The organism is Latilactobacillus parafuchuensis (assembly GCF_055271665.1).
Map to the genome: position 1 here is coordinate 1790200 of NZ_CM143875.1, position 24890 is coordinate 1815089.

Consider the following 24890-nt stretch of genomic DNA (forward strand, 5'->3'; position numbering starts at 1 on the left):
TCATAGAGGAGTGGTCAATATGACAAATATTAGTTTAAAAGGGACGATTATCAGCGCCGTTAAAGTGATTAGTTTCAATCCGTATTTGGTGCGGTTTACGTTGCGGACCGCAACTCAAGATTATAATTGTTTAATCGCAAAAGATGCGTTGAACTTTATGTATGTTGCTGAAACTGATGCACCGATTGCCATTTACGGCCACTTCAATCAAAGCAAGCAACTCGTGATTGATCAATACTACGTTAGAACGGCCATGAGTGCCTAATGTATGATTATCAGAATGAACCGCACCGAGTGATTTTTATGATCGATTCTAAATCTTTTTATGCATCAGTGGAAGCAGTTGAAATGCAGCTTAATCCATTGCGGGCCATCTTGGTTGTGATGTCAGCGGCTGAGAATACGGGAAGCGGATTGGTTTTAGCGGCCAGTCCGATGGCCAAAAAAATCTTTGGCATTAGTAATGTGACGCGGGCGCGCGATGTGCCAATCGATGATCCGCGATTGATTGTGAGGCCGCCACGAATGAACTTGTATATCCAAGAGAATTTAAGAATTAACCGGATTTTTCAACAATTTACGGCGGAAGTGGATATTCATCCCTATTCGATTGATGAATCGTTATTGGATATGACGGATAGCTGGCATTTGTTTGGCGCAACACCACATGAAGTCGCGCGTCAGATTCAATTGACGGTCAAAAAGGCAACCGGTATTTATTTAACCGTCGGAATTGGCGACAATCCCGTATTAGCGAAGTTAGCCCTCGATCTTGAGGCTAAAAAGAATCATAGTCTGATTGCGGAATGGCATTATGAAGATGTACCTGATAAGCTGTGGCCAATTACCCAATTAGCGGATGTCTGGTCGATTGGACAACGCACGGCTGATAAACTCAATCAACGCGGCATTCAGTCAATGGCTGATTTAGCCCATACTAATCCATATCTATTGAAACAAAAAATGGGAATTATCGGCGCTCAGTTATTTGCGATTAGCTGGGGGATTGATCGGGCTTTAATTCGGGAAAAGTATCACGCCAAAGAGAAGTCGTACGGCAACAGCCAAGTATTGCCGCGGGATTATGTGAATCAAGCTGAAATTGAAGTTGTGATTCGTGAGATTATCGAACAAGTCGCTGCTCGATTACGGTCGCATCATCAAGCGGCGACCGTTATTAGCTTGGGGATTGGTTTTTCATTTTCCGAAAAAGCCGATTCACCACGGACTGGCTTTGGACGCTCCGTTAAAATTGATGCTACCAATGCGAATGGTCAATTGACGCAACACGCCTTACGATTATTTCGAGCTAAATGGCACCATGAAACGATTCGACACGTCAGTATTACGTGCGGTGAGTTAGTGGATGATCATATCGCACAGCTTGATTTATTTGATGTGAAAGACGTCAACTTTAAGAAGCAGAAACTTGATCGGACGGTTGATGGTATTCGTCAAAAGTACGGTTTTAAGTCGGTCGTTAAATTATCAAGTAAATCAAAAGGGGCTACTGCGATTGAACGCGCTGGTCTGGTTGGCGGACACGCCGGAGGTAACACGTATGAATAATGATGATTATGATTCAAATTTAGTCAATCAATTTCTAAAATATGATTACCATGATCGGGGCATGATGAAGTGGCAAGGGTTCTATTTAAGTGACCATACCGCAGTGGTTGCCAAGACAGCGACTGCCAGTCAGCAAGCGCGTAGTCAACAACATGGCCCAACAATGACAGAAGCCGAGATTGCGGCCTTAATCAACGAGGCAGTGGTTAAGGGCTATCCTGTTATGGTTGATAAAGCTGAACGAACCGTTGAGGGGTTGATTCCACATCAAATAGTGGGGCCAATCAGCGGTTGGTTTGGGAGTCAAATCATTATTAATGATCAAGCTGTTGCAATTGACGCCATCTATTCGATTCAAAAAGCTTAATTTAAAATGTGTTTCAAGGAGAATAATCAAAATGACTAAATTTGAACCAATCCAGATTAATCAACAATATTCAATCACCCTGGATGAAATCGGACAGGTTACATTACAGAAGACCGATGTTGGCTGCGTTGATTCGATGAGCTATTATTATCTGCGCAATGATTTACCGCTATTTATCTGTCGACATGATCCAAGCGCCAATCTACGGGTGATCCACGACGTGATGGTCCAATTGGATACCCAAATCGCCACAATGTCTGAATGCGGCTGCTTAAAAGTTGGCGGACAGAATGTGGCGATGAGATAACGAGTGGTTAGGAATCGATATTTTAGTAAGGGTGATGTGATTTCCTACCAAAAGCCCTGCCAGGGAATTCCTTGGCAGGGCTTTTGTGTTTAAAGTTGATATGACAGTATTTATAGAAGATAATGTGTAAAACACTTTTGATGGGTGCTTAGCTGGTTCAATATTAAAATTACCATCAGGATTTTCTTTTGAAGACGATCCTGATGGTTTATTTTATTTCTTCTCAACGCTGACTCGTAAAATTGTTTTCCGTTTTGCTTCAGGTACACGGCGAAAATCTGAGATGTAAATTTCCTTGTGTTCTTTTAAAGTACGTTGATAGCCGGATGCGTCGATGAACGTCTCTAACTTTGCAAAGCTAGCTGGTTCATCATCAAATGAACCGATATGCATGATCATGGCAACATCACCTTCGTCAAAGGTTTCAAATTTAACTTGCGCTAATAATTCCGGTGCTACTTTGTCATGCGCCAGCTCAACTGCTCGGTTGAAAACTGATTCGTCAACGAAACTTGGCTGTTTGATCATTATTTTGTATTGTAAATAATCTTTATCCAATGGGCCATCACGGTGTCCGCCCGCTAATGACCAGAAGCCTTCAAGTGGGTAGACCGTGTAATCAAAGGCACCTGGGAATTCGATTCCCTTCTTCGGTGCCATGCGAATCTTGTAGGCAATGGGATAAAGTGCCGTGATTTTTTGTGCGAATTCTGGACCGTTCGGATTACCTTGTCCGCTGATAGTGATGAAACTTTGTGGTGGTAAGGTCGTGATCGAGGTTGCCTTTTTCAGTGGGTAGATTTCTTTTTCTGTTTGACGCCAGTTTGCTTTTTCCATTGGAAAACTCCTTTGATAATCAAAAATAATGATTGAGATTTTACAGTAAGTGGGAGTGGTGGATGTATTCCTTAAAAGTCATGATGATTCACTAGCTCAATTATAAGCCAATTGACGACTTTAGCAAACCAATTCTAATAGCGTTGGTATAACAGCGATTTATCCCTTATAGGGTACAAAATCGTTAAAATTTACCGATTTAGGTCAAAATAAAGTCAAAATGCATCTGTTTTCTAGGCTGTTTTAAGGCAACAAAAAAGCCGTTAAACCTTAGTTTAACAGCTTTTCTATCTTCTGGGATGTTTTAAATATCACCCGTACGGGGATCGAACCCGTAACTCCGCCTTGAGAGGGCGACGTCTTAACCAATTTGACCAACGGGCAAGGTTTTGTAACAATTAATATATTATCGAATAAAGCTTGCGCTGTCAATCTTTAATTAAGACAAACTGATGCTTAGATAAATATTTTATAATTCCGATGATTAATATTAATGTGTTCTTTAGTAATTTTCTGATTCGACTTTTTCTTTAGGTTCTTAATGATATTGAGCGCATAATCTTGATGTTTTTCAATTAACGCTAAAACATCTTCTTCGATTGAGATTGATAATTCTTTGCGGGAATCAGCTAATTCAATTAAAACGGACTGCTGGTCATGCGATAATACTTTACCTTGAAACAATTTCTCGATTGCTGTTTTATCCATCATTTAACCGCCTCCTTCTATAGTATAGTCCTTTTTGGCGATTTTGTTAAAAAATAGAATTGACAAGGGTTCCAATCAGCGGTATCATAATATCCGTGATAAATAACATTGGGTATTCGCCAAACTGGTAAGGCACCGGACTCTGAATCCGTAATTTATAGGTTCGATCCCTATATACCCAACTAAATTCGAGGAGTCTACTGCGGTAGGCTTTTTTTATGGAGTGAATTCGATGGCTAATCATTTAGAAACACATCAAGCGTGGTTGACGCAATTTTATACACAGCGTGATTGGTATCAATATTCACCGCTGATTCGGCTGAATTTCTTATCTGAAGAAGTTGGTGAATTATCACGCGCGATTCGGACAATCGAGTTAGGGCGGGACCATCCGGGCGAAGTGGTTCAATCGACGGATGCCAAATACGATAATTTAAAAGAAGAATTAGCGGACTGTTTCGATCAGTTATTAATTATCTGTTCGAAATATCAAATTGAACCGAGTGAATTAAGCCAGTATAGTGAACACAAGCTGACTGAACGCTTTAAAAATAAATAGCTTAATCAAGCGACTTTCTCAATTTATTTGGGAAAGTCGTTTTTTATTTTGAAAAGAAGCTTGCCTTATAGTGCACTCGAGGGTGTAATCTAGCGATTGTAGTTAACAGCAAGGGAGTTTTTCAAATGACAATTAAAGATAAAGTGATTATTATTACGGGCGCTTCTTCAGGGATTGGCGCGGCTAGCGCCCAATTGTTGGCCGCCAATGGTGCTAGAGTCGTATTGGGTGCTCGGCGGGCGGATCGGTTACAAGCTGTGGTTGACACTATTGAAGCTGCGGGGGGCCAAGCCGTCTATCGGGTAACTGATGTGACTAAGGCAGCTGATTTGCAGGCCTTAGTAGCGTTGGCTAAAACTGAATTTGGCCGGGTCGATGTGTTATTTAATAATGCGGGGATTATGCCAACGTCACCGATTAGTGCGTTGCATACGACTGAATGGCAACAGATGATCGACATTAATTTAACCGGTGTGTTGAATGGGGTCGCTGCGATTATGCCGGAATTCACTGCTCAAAAGAGTGGTCAGATTATTACAACGTCGTCAGTTGCCGGGATCAAAAGTTTTTCCGGCGCTGGTGTCTATGGTGCCACTAAGTTTGCTGTCCGGAATCTAATGGAAGTGATTCGGATGGAGAGCGCCGAGGAAGGGACTAATATTCGGACGGTTAGTTTATACCCGGCGGCCATCAATACGGAATTATTGACGACGATTACCGATCAAACCGCTAAACAAAATATGACGGACTTTTACGCGGCGGTCGGAATCACACCGGATGCGGTTGCGCGGGTCGTTAATTTTGCAATCGATCAACCAGAAGACGTCAACGTTAACGAATTCACAATCTATCCAACAAAACAAGTCTAAAGAAGCACGTTAAAACTAATCATTAAATGAAGGCTGGTAATCAGATGACTAATCAAGAAACAGTGCAAAATGGTATTTTTGAAATGGGTCCCAAAAATGAGGCATATGCGGCCTTTTTTACGGGGCAAAGTTATTTACAAGGGTTGGTGAATGATCCAGCAATCAACGTTGGTGTGGGCAACGTCACGTTTGAACCCGGCTGTCGGAATCATTGGCATATTCATCATGCTGGCTATCAAATTTTATTAGTCACGGGTGGGCAAGGTTGGTATCAAGAAGCGGGACAGCCGGCGCAATTATTGACACCGGGTTCAGTTGTGGTTACGCATGACGGGGTTAAGCATTGGCACGGGGCAACTAAAGATAGTTGGTTTTCACACGTGGCGATTACGACCGGCACACCAGAATGGTTGGAAGCCGTTTCTGATGAGGATTATAATCAGTTGAGTAAGTGAATAGTATAACGTACAATGTTATTTTATTATCGCTCTTGCGCAATTTGTTAACGTGCGATAAACTATAAAAGTAATATCTCCCCCAAAGTTATTACAGAGCGCTCTTAATTAATTTTAAGAGCGTTTATTTTTTTGCTTAAAATAATAGGGCGTTATTTATTGATTGGTAAAGTGGATAAGGGCGGGCAATGAAGCGCTGTTCATTACAGATTGATCGGGATTTGCCGTTAAACTGTTACCATTTTGTCATCAATTGTTACTTGTTTGATATTTACAACGGGAATTTAGATGGTATATTGGTCACACGTTGAAACACAAAACTTAAATTCAAGGAGATCAATCATACATGACACCTTTAAAAACAATCTTATTTAGTACAACATTAACGGCCGCAACAGCTGCTGGCATCCTCTTCGCAGGCAACGGTCAAGCAAGTGCAGCCACAACTTACACCGTTACAACTGGTGATACCTTATCATCAATCTCAAATAAATTCGCTGGTAACAACGACTTAGTTGATTCAATCGCTAAGAACAACAGTATCTCAAATATCAACTTAATCTACGTTGGCGAACAACTAACGATTGATGCGGATACAACGGCCTCAACTACGACTCAAGCAGCCGCTACGACAACTCAAGCGCCAGTTGCCCAAACAACAACACCGGTCGCAACGACACAAACAGCGACACCAGTTCAAGCCGCAACGGTGACACCAGCTGCCACAACGCAAGCCTCAACAACGACACCCGCTACTGCCGCAACCACGAACTCATCTAAAGAATGGATTGCCCAAAAGGAATCCGGCGGTTCATATACAGCTAGCAATGGTCAATTAATCGGCCGTTACCAATTATCAGCGTCATATTTAAATGGTGACTATTCAGCTGCCAATCAAGAAAAGGTCGCTGATCAATACGTCACGAGCCGTTATGGTTCATGGGACGCCGCCAAGAGCTTCTGGTTAAGCAACGGCTGGTATTAAGCTTAAAGAATACCGATTTTTCAAAGTCAGCCCTTCATTTTGAGGGACTGACTTTTTTAATTGGCAACGATTGAGAGAAAGTGTACACTGATTATTATAGAGAGAATCAATTGCTGAGCCTTACGAATGAAATGATAGGGAGGCGTTAGAATGAAAATTGCATTAATTGCCCATGATCGTCAAAAGCCATTAATGATCAAATTAGTCACAGCGTACCAACCAATCTTAGCGCAACATGAATTGTTTGCGACCGGGACAACCGGGCAAAAAATTATTGAAGCGACTGGTTTATCCGTTAAACGGTTTAAATCGGGGCCACTTGGTGGTGATCAGCAGATTGGCGCGTTAATTTCCGAAAACAAAATTGATCTCGTTATTTTCTTGAGAGATCCATTAGCGGCCCAACCGCACGAACCAGACGTTAACGCATTGATTCGGTTGTCGGATGTTTACGAAGTCCCATTAGCGACCAATATCGGCACCGCGGAAGTCTTATTACGGGGCCTCGATACCGGGTTATTAGATTTCCGAACAATCGTTCATGACCAAATTGATACACCGATTAATTTATAATTTCAAGAGACGCCATCAAAATTGTTGATGGCGTTTTTGAATTCTGTTGATTTTTGCGTATAATGGAAGTATTGATTCGGAGGGCTGATTTTGCAAAAAGAAATTTATTTTCATGATCGATTAGGCACGGCGGTTTTTTTAACCTTCATTGGTGGCTTTTTAGACGCCTACTGTGTCATCTTACGCGGTGGGGTTTTCGCGAGTGCCCAGACTGGTAATATTGTCTTTATTGGGTTAGATGTTGCGACGAGCCAATGGTCACAACTACCGGAGAAGATTTCACCGATTATTGCGTTTGCGATTGGGACGATCATTGTCCAAATTGCGAAACGGCATTTCAATATGAATGGGTTGAATGTTTGGCGGTTATGGCTGTTGGCGATTCAAATTATCGCGTTAGTGGTCGTTGGCTTTTTACCCACGAGTGTGCCAAATATGTTGGTGACGACCATCTTAGCGATGTCGATGGCCATTCAATACTCAAGTTACGCGACAGTCAATGGTTATCCCTATGCCAATACGTTTACAACCGGTAATTATAAAAAATTAGTTGAGAATACTTATTTGTATTTTGAAACTAAGCAAAAAAAATACCAACAAAAAGCCCAGTATTTTGGACTGATTGTTGGTAGCTTCTTTGTTGGGACGATTAGTTCAGGTTTGTTTGTTAAATTTTTCAACGTGCGCACAGCCTGGATTGCTGCGGCCATGTTAACCATCTTTTTCGGGTTACAAGTCTACTTCACTGAAGAAGTCATCGTTGAAACTAAGAAAATGGCGTAATTACCGATAATGGTAAAGCCACAGTAAAATACCAAAGTAGATTAAACAAACAAAAGCGCTGACCCAGCTGGCGATAATGACGATTGGGTGTGGAATTAACCAGCGCATTGTCATCAGAAAGAGCGTTAGGATTAACGTTTTTAATAAACTAATTTTAACTTGGTTGAATTGCGGGTTATTCAAAAGAAAGATCCACTAAAAAGAGTTGACGGTCGCTGAGATGGGAGGTTGTAATCCAAACATCTTCGAAGCCGTCTTTTTGTTTCTCTTCTGTTTGACGGTAAAAATAATCAAGTAGGTCATAATGGCTTTGGACGTAATCGGGATCGATGCGGTTAACGTGTAGTCGCATTTCAGGAAATAATTTGTCCATTTCTGGTAGCTCAGTTTGATCGTTGATGCCAAAGCGAATGACGTTCGCATATTGGAAGGGTTCAACCGTCACTTGGTCCGGATGGTCTTGAATATAAGTTAGAATCGTGGTTAAAGCAGACATTTAATCAATTCCTTTCTGAATTTAAAAAATAGTAAAGCCGGCCGTTAAATTATTAAGAATGTGCAAGGTAATCGTACTTTTAATATTTTGGTTGCGCACATAGACAATCGCTAGGACGAGGCCTAATAAAGCTTTTGATAAAAAATAAATAGGATCTGTTATCCCGTGCATCAGTCCAAATAAAAGGGCGCTGCTAAGTATGCTGAACACGGGTCGTTTGGTAAAAAACCAATTCATTAAGAAGCCGCGGAATAATAGTTCTTCCATAATCGGGCCTAGAAAGACGATGTAGGGAATCATATAGAGGCCAAGTGTCTGGAGTAAGTCGGTCAGCGCTTCGACATTACCGTTACCAGTGGGTTGAATAAACGGGACCGTCAGATTATTAATCAGGACCATGGCCACAAATGCGATTAAGACTGTCCACCATTTTTGAGTGGTCATCCCGGTCGCGTAGCGCGGGTCCTTAATGGCTTGATAGCGACGCCACATGAACCAAGTAATCAGGATTGTTAAACCGAGAAACAGCCAACCGACTAATGTCACGAGCTGTGGGGTGCGATTAGCTTTAGGTAAGGTGACAAAAATTCCGACAATTAGTAGGGGTAGTTGTTGTAATAGAATCAAACCGAACAACCCGAATAGCCGTTTGAGTTGCATCATTGGCAACACCTCCGTATAATAGTCATCATAGCATATTCTATCGGAATAGAACCGAGAGATTCCTCGAAAAAATAATTTAAAAAAGTTTTGAGAAAGATTGCCATTCCGAAAATCATATGCTATACTAATCAAGTAAACAATTTTGAGACGTAATTTGAGTTTTGAATAATCATTCCTCTGTTACCTATTAATAATTTTTTGCGACAATAATAAATATACATACTTTGATATGTAACAGGAGGAAACAACATGAACAACGGTACAGTAAAATGGTTTAATGCAGACAAAGGTTTTGGTTTTATCACTGGTGAAGACGGCAAAGACGTATTTGCTCATTTCTCAGCTATCCAAGGCGAAGGCTACAAATCATTAGATGAAGGCCAAGCAGTTTCATATGATGTAGAAGACAGCGACCGCGGTCCTCAAGCAACAAACATCGTTAAACTATAAGACTTTTAGACCCCGCCTAGCGGGGTTTTTTTATTGCTTTAAATGATAGTCAAAAAAGAGGCACCCAATTCTTAAAATTAAGATTGGGTGCCTCTTTCTGTGCAATAACTAGCGTTTGGCAGTACCTTGGCCAGCTAACGGTCGAACCGTTATTTCCTTAATGTCTAGTTTACGCTTTAACCGTTAGGTATTCAACCAGTTGCCCAAAAAGGTTGAAAAATGTGGTTAGTTTTAAATTGTGAGCGTACCAGTCTTCATGGCGGTGGTAGCGCTTGATTAAATCGAGGCCTTCTTGGTAACGATGGCCGCTCATTTTGGGACTTTGCAATAATTGGTGAAGATAAAATAAGGAGACGAGATCGTTGATTTTTAAATCTGATAGGCGGTTAGTGGGGATTGCCATTTGATGAGCCGCGAGTTGGACGGCGCTCGAGGGATAACGTAAAAATTCTTTCTCTGAGAAAAGATTAATTAATAATGGATTACTGTGGGCGCAAGCATTGCGAATATTCTTGCTGTATTTTAAATAGGTGTGGACTTTTCGAACAGATTTGGTTTGAGTGCGTTCTAAATAGAAATCAACAAACATCGATAGGGTACCAAAGGTTGCAATCTCTAGAAAGGTCCAGATAGCGAGGTGGTCGCGGTGCTTCGTATACAAATCTTGCGAATAGCGGTTTTTACGGAGATACGTTAACGTTTGATTATAAGCGGATTGATGATTGACTTTAAAATCCTGGACAATTTGGTAACCATCTTCAGCTGGATCGTTGGCAATCAGATTTAACAGCATGACTTTTAAACCGTGTTCGATGTCTAATGAGAGGTTTAGGAGGTAGTCGCGTAGTTGCATATCGATTGACGCTAAATCAATCAAGTAGGCAAAATCAAGGTTTTCGTATTGGCCCGCCGTATTTTTCGGGAAATTACTGCGATAAGCGGTCACTTTGAAATAATAGTTAACTTTATTGAGAATCGTAGTGGCTTCGGTTTGCGAGATGGCTTCGAAGGTGATCCCTTTACTGAGCATGTGCGCAATTAATTCAGTTGAGTTGAGCATCGGTTTTAAAGATTGATTGGTCAAAAAATCAGATCCTTTAGTTAGTTTTAGAAAGCTTTGTTATTTAACCAATTTTACAGCGAGATAGTCGCGGGGTCAAAGTAATATTGGTAGTTTGTGATGGTGAATCATTATGACATGGTAGCGGTGCCAGTTGAAACCGTGCTAAATCAAGGATGGCCGGGACTTGATAATTCATTAAAAGTGTAATACAATGACAAAGCGTCATAAAAGTGACGAGTTGTCATTAACGTTAGAAAGGAGCATTTTAATGCCCAAAAAGACATTTTTTCGGTTACCAGCAGAAAAACAACAACGCTTATTAGTTGCAGCGCACGCTGAATTTTCGCGCGTACCGTTTAACGAAGCCTCGGTCAGCAATATTATTAAGGCGGCCGGGATTCCGCGGGGGAGCTTTTATCAGTATTTTGAAGATAAGGCAGATATTTTCTTTTATGATCTGAATAAAATGCGGGATAGTTCTAAACAAGACTTGAAGACGGCCATTTTAAGGGCCGATGGGGATTTATTTGCGGCGATGCGGATTTTCTTTAAAGCGATGGCCGAAGAAATTATTAATGGGAAAGATGCGCCTTTTTATAAGCATTTATTTTTGCACACCGATTATAAAGATCGGCGAAAAATGTCGCCAGAATTGAAACATAGTCATCATTCGGAAGGACTCACCTTTTTGGTTGAGCACATTGATTACAGTTTATTAAAGTTTGATCGTGATCAACCTGAAGAAATGGAGATTCTATTCCATCAATTAATGAATAATGTTTTTCAAGGCATTGCTTCATATTACATGCACCAAGATACGGAACAAGCACTGACCATTGAACAAGTTGAACACCGCTTTAATCTAGTGGCTGATTGGCTTGAAAATGGTGCCAGTGCACGGAAATAACAGGAAGAAGGCGTAGTACGCATGATTAAACTTGCAAAGAGTCGCATGTCCACTTGGGCGGTGCTAGGCGCGATAATCTTCATGATTATTCAAGTCGTCAGTAACCTGTATTTACCCAATTTAACATCAGATATTGTCAATAACGGGATTGCCAAAGGGGATATTGATTATATTTGGCAGACCGGTTTTAAAATGCTGGGATATTCATTAGTTAGTATCATTGCAGCGATTGCGAATGTTTTTTTAGCCGCTAAGACGTCTCAAAGTCTGGGTCAAAAATTACGTTCTGATATTTATCGTAAAGTCATTAATTTCTCACATGATGAAATGGATCAAGTTGGGACCTCTTCGTTGATTACACGGACAACCAATGATGTGGTCCAAATTCAAAACGTAGCGATGATGTTCTTACGAATGATGATCATGGCACCGATTATGTTAATTGGGGCTAGTTTCCTAGCGTATCAAAAAGATGCGCAGTTAACCTCGATTTTCGTCGTGGTGTTACCAATCATGGCGTTGTTCATCGGGATTGTGATGTATTTTGCCGTACCGCTTTTTAAAGCGATGCAAGAAAAAACCGATCGAATTAACTTAGTGTTCCGAGAAGGTTTAACGGGTGTACGGGTAATTCGGGCTTTCCGACGTGATCGATTTGAACAAGACCGGTTCGACGATGCCAATGATGATTACACGCATAATGCCAAGAAGGTCTACAGTATTATGGCCGTCATGGCACCGATTATGACGCTAATCATGAGCGGCACCAACATCGCCATCACTTGGATGGGTGGTCACTTGATCGCCAACCAAGCGATGCAAGTTGGGAATCTATTAGCGTTCATGACTTACGCGATGCAAATTTTGATGAGTTTCATGATGTTATCAATGGTCTTTGTTTTCATTCCACGGGCGCAAGCTTCAGCAGTCCGGATTAATGAAGTCCTAGATTTAGAAACACCCATTGTCAATCCAGACCAACCGGCTGATTTTAAGGATGAACCCGCTAATTTAGCCTTTAATCAAGTGAATTTCCGTTATCAAAATGCGGAACATTTAGCGCTGGAAAAGATTGATTTCAAAATGACGGCCGGTCAAACGGTCGCCGTGATTGGTGGGACGGGTTCTGGTAAAACGACGTTGGTCAATTTGATTCCACGTTTCTACGATGTTGAATCGGGTGATGTGGTGGTTGATGGCTTAAACGTCAAAGACGTTACGTTGCACGATATTCATCAACAAGTCGCTTTCGTGCCTCAAAAAGCGAATTTATTTACCGGGACGATTCGGGAAAATATGCAATACGGCAATCCAGATGCCACTGATGATCAGATTTGGCACGCTTTAAAAATTGCTCAATCTGACGATTTTGTCAGCGAATTACCGGATGGTTTAGACAGTTACGTTGAACAAGGTGGGGGTAACTTCTCCGGTGGGCAACGTCAACGGTTAGCGATTGCGCGTGCATTAGTTAAACGCGCGTCAATCTATGTCTTTGATGATTCCTTCTCAGCCTTAGATTTTAAAACGGATGCTAATTTACGAAAAGCCCTTAAACAAGATCCAGAAATCCAAAAGAGTGTCGTTGTGATTGTCGGTCAACGGGTTTCAACCGTGGCCGATGCTGATACGATTATCGTCTTGGATGAAGGTCAAATGGTCGGCAAGGGTTCACATACTGAATTAAAAGCCACTAATACCACTTATCAAGAAATTATTAATTCACAAATCAGAGAAGGAGATGAAGACTAATGGCAGCTAAACAACAACCAATGCGGCCCGGTGGTCGTGGCCCAGGTGGACACGGTCCGGGCGGGCTCGTTGAAAAGCCTAAGAATTTCTGGGGCACAACGAAACGTTTATTAACTTACATGTCGAGTCGAGTGATCGGCTTAGTGATTGTTTTAGCCTTAGCAATCATCTCAGTTGTTTTCCAAATTAGAACGCCTAAAGTTTTAGGGGAAGCAACGACTGAAATTTTTAAAGGGGTCATGAAAGGGAGTGCCATGCAAAAAGCTGGCATTTCAATGGATCAACTCCCAATCGATTTTGATAAGATTAAACAAATTATCATGACCGTCATTCTGATGTATCTCGCTTCAGCGCTTTTCAGTTTCTTACAACAATTCATCATGACCCGGATTTCACAACAAACGGTCTATGAATTACGTAAAGAATTAAAAGATAAAATGCAACGGGTGCCAATTAACTATTATGATACCCATTCAAACGGGGATATCATGAGTCGTGCGATTAACGATATGGATAATATCGCTAGTACGTTACAACAAAGTTTAACCCAAATGGTGACAAGTGCGGTGACGTTTATCGGCGTCTTATGGATGATGTTGACGATTAGTTGGCAATTAACCTTGATTGCCTTGGTGACGATTCCGTTTAGTTTAATCGTTGTCGGCATTATTGCGCCCAAATCGCAAAAATTCTTTGCCGCGCAACAAAAGAGTCTGGGGCTATTGAATAACCAAATTGAAGAAAATTTCTCAGGCCAAGTTGTTTTAAAAACGTTTAATCGCGAACAAGTTACGATTGATATGTTTGAAGAACAAAATGAACAACTCTACAAAGCGGCTTGGAAAGCCCAATTTATTTCTGGGATTATCATGCCAGCGATGACCTTTGTCAATAACTTAGGTTACGTCTTTGTCGCCATTATCGGTGGGATTCGCGTTTCCAACGGTCAAGTCACGTTAGGGGATATGCAAGCGTTCATGCAATATACGCAACAATTCTCGCAACCGATTTCTCAATTAGCCAATTTAGCCAACACGATTCAATCCACAATCGCCTCAGCTGAACGGGTTTTTGAAGTCTTAGATGAAGCCGATATGACGGACGAACCATCCGGTGTACCAGCTGTTCAAGATGATGTGAATAAATTAGAATTAGAACACGTTGAATTCGGTTATCAAGGCAAAGAAATTTTGATGCAAGATTACAACTTAAAAGTCAAACCGGGTCAAATGATCGCGATTGTCGGCCCAACTGGTGCGGGTAAAACAACGATTATTAACTTGTTAGAACGCTTCTACGACGTTAGTGGCGGTTCAATCAAGTTAGACGGCGTCGATACGCGCGATATGAGTCGCGATGAATTACGCAGTCATTTTGCGATGGTCTTACAAGATACTTGGTTATTCACGGGGACGATTTGGGATAACTTGAAGTATGGTAATGAAACGGCGTCAGACGAAGCGATTTTAGCCGCTGCTGAAGCGGCCCATGTCGATAGTTTTGTCCGTCAATTACCAGATGGTTATCAAACAATCTTGAACGAAGAAGCATCGAATATCTCACAAGGTCAACGTCAATTATTGACGATTGCGCGGGCGTTTGTGGCTAATCCTGAAATTTTAATTTTGGATGAAGCCACTAGTTCCGTCGATACACGGACTGAAATTCATATTCAGCACGCAATGGAACGCCTTTTGGCTAACCGGACGAGTTTCGTAGTCGCCCATCGTTTATCAACGATTCGCGATGCCGACAACATCATTGTGATGAATCACGGTTCGATTATGGAAACTGGGACACATGATGATTTAATGGGTCAAAATGGGTTCTACGCTGATCTTTATAACAGTCAGTTCTCAGGGAATGTTAAAATCTAATTTTTAAGGAAAACAGCCGCGCGGCAACGCAACGCTGTTTTTTTATTTGCACATTTTAAAACTTTGCGTGATACTAACAGTAATCAGAAAAGAAGGTGAGCCAATGCGCTTTAATCAAACAGCCGCTCAAATCGAAGCTTTAGTAACGGATCAAATTGTACCCGGCGTCTCGTACGCGTTAATCGACGGTCTCGATTGTCAACAGACAGTCGTGGGTGACGCCCAAAAGGTGCCGGTCACGAAACCACTACTACCGGATCAACTATACGATTTAGCGTCATTAACCAAAGTGATTGGGACGACGACATTAACGTTACGGTTATTGGAACATAGCCAATTGGCGCTTAACACGAAAGTTTGCCGAATTCTACCGGCCTTCAAGGATCGCCGAGTAACGGTCTTACATTTATTAACCCACACATCCGGCTTAGAGGGCTACATTCCCAATCGGAATCAATTAGCCGCTCAGGATTTGAAACAAGCGTTATTGACGCAACTGACGGTTGGCCCGAATTTTGAAAAGAAGGTCGTCTATACTGACATCGGCCTATTGTATCTCGGTTGGATGATTGAAGCGATTTGTCAAAAACCCATTCAAGATTTGATTCAGGAACAAATTTTAACCCCGCTCGGCCTCAATGACAGTACATTTGCACCTGACCGCCAACTGGCCGTACCGACTGAATTAACGACTGAACGGGGCTTGATACAGGGGGTTGTTCACGATCCTAAAAGTTATACGCTCCAGAATCACAGTGGCGCAGCGGGCTTATTTGCGCCGTTAAAAGATGTTGTGCGCTTCGCCCAATTTCAACTCGGCCAATTGACAGTCGAACACGCACCAATTACTCAGGGCAGTGTTCAAGCGTTATATCGGGATTGGACACCGGCCCATCTGCACCGGTCGTTAGGTTGGGATTTACGCTTTGATGTCCGGAACCAACACCCGCTGATTTACCATACTGGTTTTACCGGGACATTCATGTTACTGGATCGTGCACGCCAAACGGGGATGGTGGTCTTAACCAATCGCATCCACCCAACGGCCGATAACCCTGCTTTTCTGGAACGACGCGACCAGATTGTTCAACAATTTTTACAGGAGAATCATTAAATAAAAAACGACGTAAAATTTAATTTACGTCGTTTTTTGATGTTATAGATTAAGAGCAGCTTGTTTAGCGGCAACCCGTTCACTGATTTTAAGGAATGGCCAGTAAATGAGTACGCCTAAGATTAACGTTAAGCCTTGAATGACGGGTGCTCGCCAATCACCGCCAGTGGCTAAATAGGAATTTAATAATGGTGGTGTGGTCCAAGGTACCATGACCACCACACGATTCATCCAACCAATCGCGGTAAAGAAGTAAGCAATACTAATCCCGAGTCCCGGCATTAAAACGAATGGAATAATTAAGGCGAAGTTAAAGACGATTGGATAACCGAAAATAACGGGTTCGTTGATGTTGAAAAGGCTAGGAACGAAAGATAATTTAGTGATGTCGCGACTGGCTTTTGATTTTGAGAAAAGAATCGTGGCAATGAGGAGACAGATGGTACTACCAGTACCACCTAACATCCCGAATGTATCACGGAAAACATTATTAATGATGTAAGGAATGTGTTTACCAGCAGCGTAAGCGGCCATATTTTTATTCATATTAATTAAGAGCACTGGATCTAATAAAGTCCCGTTAATCACCGCTTGATGAATCCCAAATGAGAATAGCAGATTGCCAGTGCCGTAAATCAATAATAGACCAGGTAAACTAGTATTAACGCGGCGTAATGGTTCTTGAATCAAGGTTGTGATTAAAGTGATTAAATCCGTATGGAAAACAACGGTTAAAATCGCAGCCAAAACTGCAAATAAACTCATTGTAATTAAAGCTGGAATCATCGTGTTGAACGAACCAGCAACGGCTGATGGAACGGCATCACTTAAACGAATTTGTAATTTCTTGAATTTAGATAGTCGGATAAATAATTCGGTTGCAACCAAGCCGATGATAATCCCAGAAAACATCCCGGTTGTGCCGATATTTTGAAAGGGCAAGACACCGGTCACGTTCACTGAATGACCGCTGACCGTTGTCGCTGGAATATTGATGGGCATCATAACAACTAGGGTCGCTAAGGCGATAATGGCTGCTGAAATTTTATTGGTGTAGTTTTTATTGCGCGCTAAGCAATAGCCGACTGTGGGCGCAATTAGTAAACCAGCAATGTTTAAGGTGCCGTTCGTGATGTAAGTCCCGAAATATTGGCAGTTTTTAAGTGTTTGGCCTGAAATAAACCAAGGAAAGATGACATTGTTAACCAGCACGCCGATACCGGCCAAAATAAATAATGGCATAATGATGGCAAACGCATCGCGCAGTGAGCGCAGATGAATTTGATTCCCGATTTTAAAAGCAATATTGGTGAATTGGTCAATAAATTTCTGACTTCGTTTTGTTGATTCCATTGTAGAACCTCCTTATTATTTATCAGTCAAATTTTCAGCGTTGCTGGCAATGACTTGTTTCAGCCAGTAATAACTGGCTTTTGGAATTCTTTTTAGATCTTTTAAATCATGATTATCCCGATTGACATAAACAACGCCATAGCGTTTGCGCATATCACCTTTAGAACTGGGAATATCGATGAGGCCCCAACCTAGATAACCGATAATATTAGCGCCATCTAAGTTGACTGCATCACAAAGCGCCTGAATATGCGATTGATGATACTTAATCCGATAATCATCTTGAATCATCGGATTGTTGGCATCAATTTGTTCTTGAACACCAATTCCGTTTTCAATTGGGAAAATCGGTAATTGGGTTTCATTTGAGAGCTTAGTTAAAACGTTTCTAAATCCTAGCGGATCAATTTGCCAACCCCATTCGCTACTTTCTAAATACGGATTAGGGACGCTAGCATCACGCATATAAAAATTAGGTGGCGTTTTATCGGTGAGCTTGGTGTGATCTAAGGCCACCGTATAATAATAGCTGAGTGCAATGAAATCATTATGATGACTCGCAATGAGTGCTAGATCACCGGGCTGAATCGTGGACAATAAATCATGATTTTTTAAATAACATAAAACTTCATTAGAATATTTACCGCGAACAAAAGCGTCCACAAAATTTTGGTTGATGAATTCAGAGGCTTTACGAGCCGCAAAGACATCTTCGGGATGGTTAGTCGCCGGGTAGAACTCTTGATAGGCCAACATACCGCCAATTTGATCCTTGGGAAAGTTGGCATGCAGGTAGTTAGCAATCTGAGCGTGCGCCACCATGGTATTATTAGCAATCGTATAGAGCTCTTCAAGGGTTTGGTTACCAGCTAGATAGCCACTATTTTCAAAACCAGCTTCAAAAAGATAACCATTTTGTTCATTAAAACTCAACCAATACTTGATTTGTTTACCATAACGGTCAATCACGACTTTCGCAAAGTTGACGAAAGCGTCGGTGACTTGCCGACTGACAAAGCCGTTGTGTTGCTGTGCTAATTTTAATGGCATATCGAAATGGTATAAGCAAATCATGGGTTCAATATTAGCAGCTTGTAAAGCATCGATTAAATGATCGTAATAGTCAAAGCCGGCTAGGTTGATTTGACCGTCACCATTTGGAAAAATCCGCGACCAAGAAATTTGGAAACGATAACAGTTCATTCCCATGTCTTGCATGAGGGCAACGTCTTCTGCGTAACGATGGTATTCATCAATGCCATCGTTCCAATCAGAGGTGGTCTTGGTGGCTGGTTTAATATCATAAACTGATTTTCCTTTCCCATCAGCCACCCAAGCACCTTCACTTTGCATACTTGAAACCGAATTACCCCATAAAAAATCTTTATTTAAACTCACAAGTAAAAACCTCCATTTCTGTATTCGAGAATAATGATAACGTTTTATTTTATAAATGTAAAGTCATTATTAAAAATTAACACATCAATTCAATCGGTGATGAGTATGCTATAATTTGGATAGTAAATGGTAGGTGGATAAAATGGCGAAATATAAAGATATTGCAACAATTATTCGTAATCGAATTCTAGAGGGTGTTTATCCGACTGGTGGTCTATTACCAGAACAAATCAAATTAGCTCAGGAATTTCAGACGTCGAGAATGACCATTCAAAAAGCATTAGAAATTTTAAATTTTGAAGGTTTAATTTATAGTACGCAAGGTAAAGGGACCTTTATCAAGTCCAATGCAGCCTCGTTGTCGCGGTTAGACACCAGTATTAATCAATACGTCGGGACCACGGAGTTATTTAAAGACCAGGCAGTTGTTAAGAGTCAAATTTTAAAAAATGAATTGCGATTGCCTAATGCAGATGAACAAGATAAACTGCAGTTGACTAAAACTGATGCGGTGTATGATATTATTCGGGTTCGTTATTTAGACACAGCCCCGTATTGTATTGAGCATTCTGTTATGCCAGCTAAAATACTGGGTGATTTAACGGATGATATTTTAAAAGAATCGATTTACGCCTATCTTGAAAATCAATTGAATTTTAAAATTGGGGCAGCTTATCGTAAAATTAGTGCCGATCAGCCTAACCAGATGGATCAAGAATATTTAAAATGCGCTATCACTGAACCAGTTTTACAAGTCGAACAAACCGTCTTTTTACAAACAGGGGAACCTTTTGAATATTCAACGACCCGCCATCGGTTTGATAAGGGGAGTATTACAACCATTAATATGGGGAATGCTAGAGCAAATTAATAAAGCGGTCACATTTTGACTGCTTATCCGCTTTCATTTGTGGTAGAATAGAAACCATTGATAATAAAAGTGCATTAGGAGTGATTGAATTGACAGAACCGTTATTTCTAAAACCAGTCTTTCAAGAAAAAATTTGGGGTGGGCGCAAGCTTGCTGAAGAATTCGATTATGAATTACCCGCCGGCGATATCGGTGAATGTTGGGCGATTTCAGCCCATCCACACGGCCCTAGTACCATAGAAAATGGGCCCTTAAAAGGGCTAACTTTGGATCAAGCTTGGGCCCAACATCGCGACTATTTCGGCAATGCCAGGGGTGAAGTTTTCCCATTATTGACGAAGATTCTGGATGCTGAAGCTAGCTTATCTGTTCAGGTCCATCCCGATGATGCTTATGCAGCCGCTCATGAAGGCCCAACTGAACTCGGTAAAACTGAATGTTGGTATATTCTAGATGCTGAACCCGGTGCGTATTTAATTTATGGTCATTACGCTAAAACGGAAGCCGAATTAGCCGATATGATTCATCAAGGCCAATGGGACCAATTATTGCGGAAAGTTCCGGTTAAAACTGGTGACTTCTTCTACGTCCCAAGCGGCACAATTCACGCTTTAAATAAGGGGATTATGGCCCTAGAAACCCAACAAAGTAGTGATACGACTTATCGGTTATACGATTATGATCGGGTCGATGCTAAGACGGGTGAAAAACGTGAATTACATTTACAACAATCAATTGATACGACGACGGTGCCGCATCACGATCCAGAATTAAACATTCAAACCAAACAAGTCGGGGCTTCAACGATTACGACTTACGTGCAACCACCAATGTCACCATTTTTCAGTGTTTATCAATGGTTGGTCAAAGATCAATTGCATTTTGATCGGACGAACGCACCTTATACGTTAGTCTCCGTGGTTGACGGCGCTGGTGAATTAGTGGTTGATGGACAAGTTTATCCCATTCATAAAAACATGCATTTTGTTTTACCATTTGCGATTAAAGCTTGGGATTTACGTGGGGATATGCAAATTATTGCCTCTGAACCTGGTGAATCAACTAAATAATATAACGTAAAAACCGGTTAATCTGATTCAGATTAACCGGTTTTTTTAGGTTGATTATTTTGAAGAATGATTAATCTGCATGAGTTGATACAACCACTGACCAACGACAATCAGTAACCCCAATGTGTACAAATAGTTGGTCAGCATCAACCATAATTGAACGTGACCTTCCAGCATGGTTGCTAAGAAAAGCCAGGCCATCATGGTGATAAAAACTGCTGTTAGTTGGCAGAGACGACTGATTAAGGCATTGATGTTCAGCAGCATCGTATTGAATCGGGATTGAATGGCTGTGCTTGTCAAGATTAAAAAGCTGGCGACTAACGCAAACATTACTAACAAAGCGGCACTACGGAGGAAAGGGTGGTTTTGATTAGCGATTGTCGTCGTAATTTGACCATTAAAATCGACATGCATCGGCAATCGCAAACTGAGATGGGCCTGGCCAGCGACCAAGATGCTCAGTTGAATGATGGTGCTGAGGATTAGTATTTTAATGGTTCTCACTTGTTTCATCACAATAAAACGCCTCCAATTAGATTTTTATCAGAGTATAGCACAATTGGGGGCGAATTGAACTAGTAATTAACGTTTGATTTCATTAGAATAAGAGGAAAACGGTGGTCGATAAGCATGAATCAAATTGAACAGATTGAAAAATACGTTAAAGTGCAGTTAGCGACTGAACACAGTGGGCATGGTTTTGATCACATTCAGCGGGTGGTCCGCAATGCACGTTTAATCTGCCAACAAATTCCAACAGCGGATGGGACGTTGGTTGAAATGGCGGCGCTGTTACACGATGTGATTGATGAAAAAGTGGCCGCTGATGTTGAACAAGCCCGCCAAGCGATGGTGGCGCAGTTAACCGTCATTGGTGTATCAGTTACGCGGCAACAAGCGATTCTGACGATTATCGAGCATATGTCGTTTGTTAAAAATATCGACCAACAACAAGTATTATCGCTCGAAGGGCAAATTGTCCAAGACGCGGACCGGTTAGACGCAATTGGTGCGATTGGTATTGGTCGGACCTTTATGTACGGTGGTGCACATTCGGGGGTGGCTTATGATCTGCAGATTGAACCGCGGGCCGAATTAACCGCCACCAACTACCGGGAACCGACGACAGTCATTAATCATTTTTATGAAAAGTTATTTAAGTTGGCGGCGACCATGAATACGCCAGTCGCTAAGACGCTGGCGACGAAACGGACCCAAGTGATGCAAGATTTTGTGACGGAGTATTTAGCGGAATGGCAGGGCGAACGCTAAAAAGGGCGAATCGTGATTGTGGGAAGGAAAGTGGCAAATGATTATTTTGATAACGGGTGCGTCACATACTGGGAAAACGGTGCTTGCCCAAAAGTTACTTGAGAAATATCAATATCCCTACCTTTCAATCGATATTTTGAAAATGGGTTTAATTCGAAGTGGCCAGACTGGTCTGACACCATTGAGTGACGATGCCACTTTGACCGAATACTTATGGCCAATTGTTTCTGAGATGGTTAAAACTGCGATTGAGAATAAACAGAACTTGATTGTCGAGGGCTGTTATATTCCTTTTGATTGGGAGCGAAGTTTTACTAAACCATATTTAAATGACATCAAATTTATCTGTCTGATTATGAGTGAGCATTACATTCGAAAGCATTTTGATGATATTAAGCAATATGCCAATCGGATTGAACACCGGTTAGACGATGATCATTGTACTTTAGCAACGGTTTTGAAGGATAATGCTTATTTTTTAGAACAAGCGCAAAAGCAGCATATCAACTATGAATACATTGATGAACAATACCAAACGGATTTTGACTGGTAGCGTGGAATCAATACGATGCTATTAGCGAAATTAATCGATTTTAAAAAGCGCCACGACACTGAATTAGTAAGGTGTCGTGGCGCTTTTTAGGATCTAAGCTAAAGTGGGTTCACTCGTTAGCCAGTCATTTTGTAAGAGTTCGTGAGTTCTTTTTTGAAGTGGTAACCATAATTCGGCCCGAAGAATATTAATCAATGATTCCCAGAAAAGGCGGTCGGTTTTTTGTTGTTCGGTAATATGTAATTCAATCACTTGGCCGTTTTCAGTCGTAGCCCAAACTTTATCATGGCTTTCAATGCTTTTAATTTTAACGGATTCAATATTTTGCGTTTGTACTAACATAGTCAATCGCTCCTTCTTGATGATAAGTTCAGTATAGCGACTAACTATTACCAAAGTATTGTTGTTTTATGAATAATAAATGCATTTTTTCTTCAGAAAAGGTTAAGAGCTTGATTAAACATTAAATCATGGTTTGAATTAGGCTGGCGGTTTCTTCGATTGAGCGATCGGCCACGTTGATGACGGTCGCCCCTAACGTGTCAAAGAGTTGTTGCGCATAAGCAAGTTCATCACTAACGCTGGTGGCGGCGGAATAATTAGTCGTCTGGGGTAAGCCGAGGGTTGCCAGGCGTTCGGTGCGAATTTTGAGTAGCGTTTGGAGTGGCATCGTGAGGCCGATAATTTTATGGGTGGGCACTTTAAAGAGTTCCTTGGGTAATGGGACACCAGGAATTAAGGGTAAGTTGGCAACCCGATAATTTTGATTGGCTAGGTACATACTCAATGGGGTTTTAGAGGTTCTGGAGACGCCTAATAAAACGATATCGGCTTCTAATAAGCCACGCGGTTCTTTACCATCATCGTAACGAACGGCAAATTCCATGGCGCTAATTCGGTGGAAATAGTGTTCGTCTAATTTACGTAAGGAGCCTGGCGCTTCTAAGGAATCGGTTTGGCTGCGGTCACTAATCGCTGCCGTTAGCGATGATAATAGGTCGATGAGGGTTAAATTGTGCGCTTGGCAGAATTTGGTGACTGATTGTTGTAAGGGCCGATTGACTAAAGTCGTCACAATAATCGCTTGTTCCTGTTGGGCGTCTTTTAGAATCGGCACTAACGTTGCTTGATCGGTGACGAATGGGAAGCGTTGGATTTTTAGAGGAACTGATTGGGGAAATTGAGCGGCGACGGCTGACACGACAGAGCGGGCAGTTTCGCCGATTGAATCTGAAATCATAAAAATTGGAATCGCTGACATTTTGAAAACCTCCAAGCAAGCTTAGTTTTGAATGTGTAATCCTTCTTCGATAAAGTAGCGCATAATGATTGATTTGGTGATCTTACCAATCACGGTCACGCCGTCAGGTTCGACAATCGGTAGCGAATCGACTTGGTGGGCGATTAATCGTTGGCCGGCTTGTAGAATCGTTTTGTGTTCAGTCATCGTGACGATGTTGGGCATGCGGGTCATAATCATGGCCACGGGGGTCGTGCTGGTATTAGTGGCGTTAATCGTTGCACGTAATAGATCTTTACGTGAGAGAACGCCCAATAGTTTTTGTTGTTGGTCGACGACGTACAATGAACCGACATCGTGCATGAAAAGTTGCGTGACGGCTTCATCAATAGTGGTCGCTTGTTGAATCAGTAACGGGGGAATCATCAGTTGATCGACCGTTGCCTGATACAGATGATCGGCGAGCAATGGGGCGACCTCTTGACCGACGTAAAAATAACCGACTTTCGGACGAGCGTCTAGAATGCCAGTCATCGTTAAGATCGCGAGGTCGTTACGCAAAGTCGCGCGCGATAAATTAAGTTGTCCGGCAATTTTAGTGCCACTAATCGGTTGATCGTTTTGGACGATTTGAATAATTTGCTTTTGACGCGCTGATAATTCCATAATGACTCCTTTACTTTAACCGATTTCAATAAGACTATTATAAAATAGCGACAACCTATTTGCAATCAAAATCGGATAATAGTATAGCTTATATAATTAAATGTGACGTACTATTGACTTTTAATGTGTC

30 protein-coding genes and 2 tRNA genes are annotated in these 24890 nt (G+C 41.6%); 20 read left to right on the forward strand and 12 right to left on the reverse strand.

The annotated features are described in order from the left end of the window. The first annotated feature begins 19 nt into the window (after nt 1-19). The 4 genes from ACVPPQ_RS08840 to ACVPPQ_RS08855 are packed head-to-tail and all read left to right on the forward strand — an operon-like array spanning nt 20 to nt 2243. On the forward strand, nt 20-265 hold the full coding sequence (locus tag ACVPPQ_RS08840) for a hypothetical protein (protein WP_463494064.1): 246 nt from the start codon (nt 20-22) through the stop codon (nt 263-265). After that, entirely contained in the window at nt 265-1569 is a 1305-nt protein-coding gene (locus ACVPPQ_RS08845) for a Y-family DNA polymerase (protein ID WP_463494066.1), read from the forward strand. The genes ACVPPQ_RS08840 and ACVPPQ_RS08845 overlap by 1 nt, the downstream gene beginning before the upstream one ends. After that, the gene (locus ACVPPQ_RS08850) at nt 1562-1936 is read left to right on the forward strand and encodes a hypothetical protein (protein WP_463494067.1); all 375 of its coding nucleotides are present in this window, start codon (nt 1562-1564) and stop codon (nt 1934-1936) included. Before ACVPPQ_RS08845 ends, ACVPPQ_RS08850 begins: the two co-directional genes overlap by 8 nt. A gap of 31 nt (nt 1937-1967) precedes the next feature. Then, on the forward strand, nt 1968-2243 hold the full coding sequence (locus tag ACVPPQ_RS08855) for a hypothetical protein (RefSeq protein ID WP_463494068.1): 276 nt from the start codon (nt 1968-1970) through the stop codon (nt 2241-2243). 213 nt (nt 2244-2456) lie between these two features. Here ACVPPQ_RS08855 and ACVPPQ_RS08860 read toward each other — a convergent pair whose 3' ends face one another. The 3 genes from ACVPPQ_RS08860 to ACVPPQ_RS08870 form a co-directional block, all read right to left on the reverse strand. Further along, the gene (locus tag ACVPPQ_RS08860; RefSeq protein ID WP_463494070.1) at nt 2457-3080 is read right to left on the reverse strand and encodes a GyrI-like domain-containing protein; all 624 of its coding nucleotides are present in this window, start codon (nt 3078-3080) and stop codon (nt 2457-2459) included. A 311-nt stretch (nt 3081-3391) separates the two neighbouring features. Continuing rightward, nucleotides 3392-3464, reverse strand: a tRNA-Glu gene (locus ACVPPQ_RS08865). A gap of 72 nt (nt 3465-3536) precedes the next feature. Continuing rightward, on the reverse strand, nt 3537-3791 hold the full coding sequence (locus tag ACVPPQ_RS08870) for a hypothetical protein (RefSeq protein WP_025083178.1): 255 nt from the start codon (nt 3789-3791) through the stop codon (nt 3537-3539). Between the two features lie 106 nt (nt 3792-3897). Here ACVPPQ_RS08870 and ACVPPQ_RS08875 point away from each other — a divergent pair. From ACVPPQ_RS08875 to ACVPPQ_RS08905, 7 genes are all read left to right on the forward strand, one after another. Continuing rightward, a tRNA-Gln gene (locus ACVPPQ_RS08875) sits at nt 3898-3970 on the forward strand. A gap of 50 nt (nt 3971-4020) precedes the next feature. Continuing rightward, nucleotides 4021-4347 (forward strand): MazG nucleotide pyrophosphohydrolase domain-containing protein, encoded by a 327-nt coding sequence (locus ACVPPQ_RS08880; RefSeq protein ID WP_025083179.1) that lies wholly within the window; start codon nt 4021-4023, stop codon nt 4345-4347. A 125-nt stretch (nt 4348-4472) separates the two neighbouring features. After that, nucleotides 4473-5216, forward strand: coding sequence for an SDR family oxidoreductase (locus ACVPPQ_RS08885; RefSeq protein WP_025083180.1), 744 nt, complete (start codon nt 4473-4475; stop codon nt 5214-5216). 44 nt (nt 5217-5260) lie between these two features. Next, nucleotides 5261-5671: a cupin domain-containing protein gene (locus ACVPPQ_RS08890; protein ID WP_463494071.1), complete on the forward strand. Its 411-nt coding sequence runs from the start codon at nt 5261-5263 to the stop codon at nt 5669-5671. A gap of 346 nt (nt 5672-6017) precedes the next feature. After that, nucleotides 6018-6656, forward strand: a complete 639-nt coding sequence (gene apf, locus ACVPPQ_RS08895) for an aggregation-promoting factor (RefSeq protein ID WP_463494072.1) — start codon at nt 6018-6020, stop codon at nt 6654-6656. Nucleotides 6657-6806: 150 nt separating this feature from the next. Then, on the forward strand, nt 6807-7229 hold the full coding sequence (gene mgsA, locus ACVPPQ_RS08900; protein ID WP_025083183.1) for a methylglyoxal synthase: 423 nt from the start codon (nt 6807-6809) through the stop codon (nt 7227-7229). Nucleotides 7230-7319: 90 nt separating this feature from the next. Beyond that, nucleotides 7320-8012, forward strand: a complete 693-nt coding sequence (locus tag ACVPPQ_RS08905; RefSeq protein WP_025083184.1) for a YoaK family protein — start codon at nt 7320-7322, stop codon at nt 8010-8012. A 175-nt stretch (nt 8013-8187) separates the two neighbouring features. On the opposite strand, the gene ACVPPQ_RS08910 is transcribed toward ACVPPQ_RS08905, so the two are convergent. Continuing rightward, a complete protein-coding gene (locus ACVPPQ_RS08910; protein WP_463494073.1) occupies nt 8188-8508 on the reverse strand; it encodes a hypothetical protein in 321 nt (106 codons plus the stop codon). Nucleotides 8509-8529: 21 nt separating this feature from the next. After that, a complete protein-coding gene (locus ACVPPQ_RS08915) occupies nt 8530-9171 on the reverse strand; it encodes a lysostaphin resistance A-like protein (protein WP_463494074.1) in 642 nt (213 codons plus the stop codon). A gap of 249 nt (nt 9172-9420) precedes the next feature. On the opposite strand from ACVPPQ_RS08915, the gene ACVPPQ_RS08920 reads away from it, so the two are divergent. After that, nucleotides 9421-9621: a cold-shock protein gene (locus tag ACVPPQ_RS08920; protein ID WP_025083187.1), complete on the forward strand. Its 201-nt coding sequence runs from the start codon at nt 9421-9423 to the stop codon at nt 9619-9621. Between the two features lie 169 nt (nt 9622-9790). On the opposite strand, the gene ACVPPQ_RS08925 is transcribed toward ACVPPQ_RS08920, so the two are convergent. Continuing rightward, nucleotides 9791-10705: an Abi family protein gene (locus ACVPPQ_RS08925; RefSeq protein ID WP_463494075.1), complete on the reverse strand. Its 915-nt coding sequence runs from the start codon at nt 10703-10705 to the stop codon at nt 9791-9793. A gap of 247 nt (nt 10706-10952) precedes the next feature. On the opposite strand from ACVPPQ_RS08925, the gene ACVPPQ_RS08930 reads away from it, so the two are divergent. From ACVPPQ_RS08930 to ACVPPQ_RS08945, 4 genes are all read left to right on the forward strand, one after another. Continuing rightward, a complete protein-coding gene (locus ACVPPQ_RS08930) occupies nt 10953-11591 on the forward strand; it encodes a TetR/AcrR family transcriptional regulator (protein WP_463494076.1) in 639 nt (212 codons plus the stop codon). A 21-nt stretch (nt 11592-11612) separates the two neighbouring features. Beyond that, complete coding sequence (locus tag ACVPPQ_RS08935; RefSeq protein ID WP_413476634.1) at nt 11613-13343, forward strand: ABC transporter ATP-binding protein; 1731 nt, start codon at nt 11613-11615, stop codon at nt 13341-13343. Further along, on the forward strand, nt 13343-15220 hold the full coding sequence (locus ACVPPQ_RS08940) for an ABC transporter ATP-binding protein (protein ID WP_463494077.1): 1878 nt from the start codon (nt 13343-13345) through the stop codon (nt 15218-15220). The genes ACVPPQ_RS08935 and ACVPPQ_RS08940 overlap by 1 nt, the downstream gene beginning before the upstream one ends. A gap of 103 nt (nt 15221-15323) precedes the next feature. Further along, a complete protein-coding gene (locus tag ACVPPQ_RS08945) occupies nt 15324-16334 on the forward strand; it encodes a serine hydrolase domain-containing protein (RefSeq protein ID WP_463494078.1) in 1011 nt (336 codons plus the stop codon). Nucleotides 16335-16376: 42 nt separating this feature from the next. On the opposite strand, the gene ACVPPQ_RS08950 is transcribed toward ACVPPQ_RS08945, so the two are convergent. Continuing rightward, nucleotides 16377-17687, reverse strand: a complete 1311-nt coding sequence (locus ACVPPQ_RS08950; RefSeq protein WP_463494079.1) for a PTS sugar transporter subunit IIC — start codon at nt 17685-17687, stop codon at nt 16377-16379. Nucleotides 17688-17702: 15 nt separating this feature from the next. After that, nucleotides 17703-19040: a glycoside hydrolase family 1 protein gene (locus tag ACVPPQ_RS08955; protein WP_463496358.1), complete on the reverse strand. Its 1338-nt coding sequence runs from the start codon at nt 19038-19040 to the stop codon at nt 17703-17705. A 187-nt stretch (nt 19041-19227) separates the two neighbouring features. Here ACVPPQ_RS08955 and ACVPPQ_RS08960 point away from each other — a divergent pair, with 187 nt between their 5' ends. Beyond that, the gene (locus tag ACVPPQ_RS08960; protein ID WP_463494080.1) at nt 19228-19956 is read left to right on the forward strand and encodes a GntR family transcriptional regulator; all 729 of its coding nucleotides are present in this window, start codon (nt 19228-19230) and stop codon (nt 19954-19956) included. Nucleotides 19957-20045: 89 nt separating this feature from the next. Then, on the forward strand, nt 20046-21026 hold the full coding sequence (gene manA, locus ACVPPQ_RS08965) for a mannose-6-phosphate isomerase, class I (RefSeq protein WP_463494081.1): 981 nt from the start codon (nt 20046-20048) through the stop codon (nt 21024-21026). A 54-nt stretch (nt 21027-21080) separates the two neighbouring features. On the opposite strand, the gene ACVPPQ_RS08970 is transcribed toward manA, so the two are convergent. Next, nucleotides 21081-21542: a hypothetical protein gene (locus ACVPPQ_RS08970; RefSeq protein WP_463494082.1), complete on the reverse strand. Its 462-nt coding sequence runs from the start codon at nt 21540-21542 to the stop codon at nt 21081-21083. Nucleotides 21543-21659: 117 nt separating this feature from the next. On the opposite strand from ACVPPQ_RS08970, the gene ACVPPQ_RS08975 reads away from it, so the two are divergent. Both ACVPPQ_RS08975 and ACVPPQ_RS08980 read left to right on the forward strand, forming a co-directional pair. Next, the gene (locus tag ACVPPQ_RS08975) at nt 21660-22301 is read left to right on the forward strand and encodes an HD domain-containing protein (protein ID WP_463494083.1); all 642 of its coding nucleotides are present in this window, start codon (nt 21660-21662) and stop codon (nt 22299-22301) included. A 37-nt stretch (nt 22302-22338) separates the two neighbouring features. Beyond that, nucleotides 22339-22854, forward strand: coding sequence for an adenylate kinase (locus tag ACVPPQ_RS08980; protein ID WP_463494085.1), 516 nt, complete (start codon nt 22339-22341; stop codon nt 22852-22854). 93 nt (nt 22855-22947) lie between these two features. Here the strand turns inward: ACVPPQ_RS08980 and ACVPPQ_RS08985 are convergent, their stop codons facing one another. From ACVPPQ_RS08985 to ACVPPQ_RS08995, 3 genes are all read right to left on the reverse strand, one after another. Next, a complete protein-coding gene (locus ACVPPQ_RS08985; RefSeq protein WP_025083199.1) occupies nt 22948-23196 on the reverse strand; it encodes a hypothetical protein in 249 nt (82 codons plus the stop codon). 121 nt (nt 23197-23317) lie between these two features. Next, a complete protein-coding gene (locus ACVPPQ_RS08990; protein ID WP_463494086.1) occupies nt 23318-24115 on the reverse strand; it encodes a pyruvate, water dikinase regulatory protein in 798 nt (265 codons plus the stop codon). Between the two features lie 21 nt (nt 24116-24136). Next, complete coding sequence (locus ACVPPQ_RS08995) at nt 24137-24760, reverse strand: helix-turn-helix transcriptional regulator (protein WP_025083201.1); 624 nt, start codon at nt 24758-24760, stop codon at nt 24137-24139. Between the last annotated feature and the right edge of the window lie 130 nt (nt 24761-24890).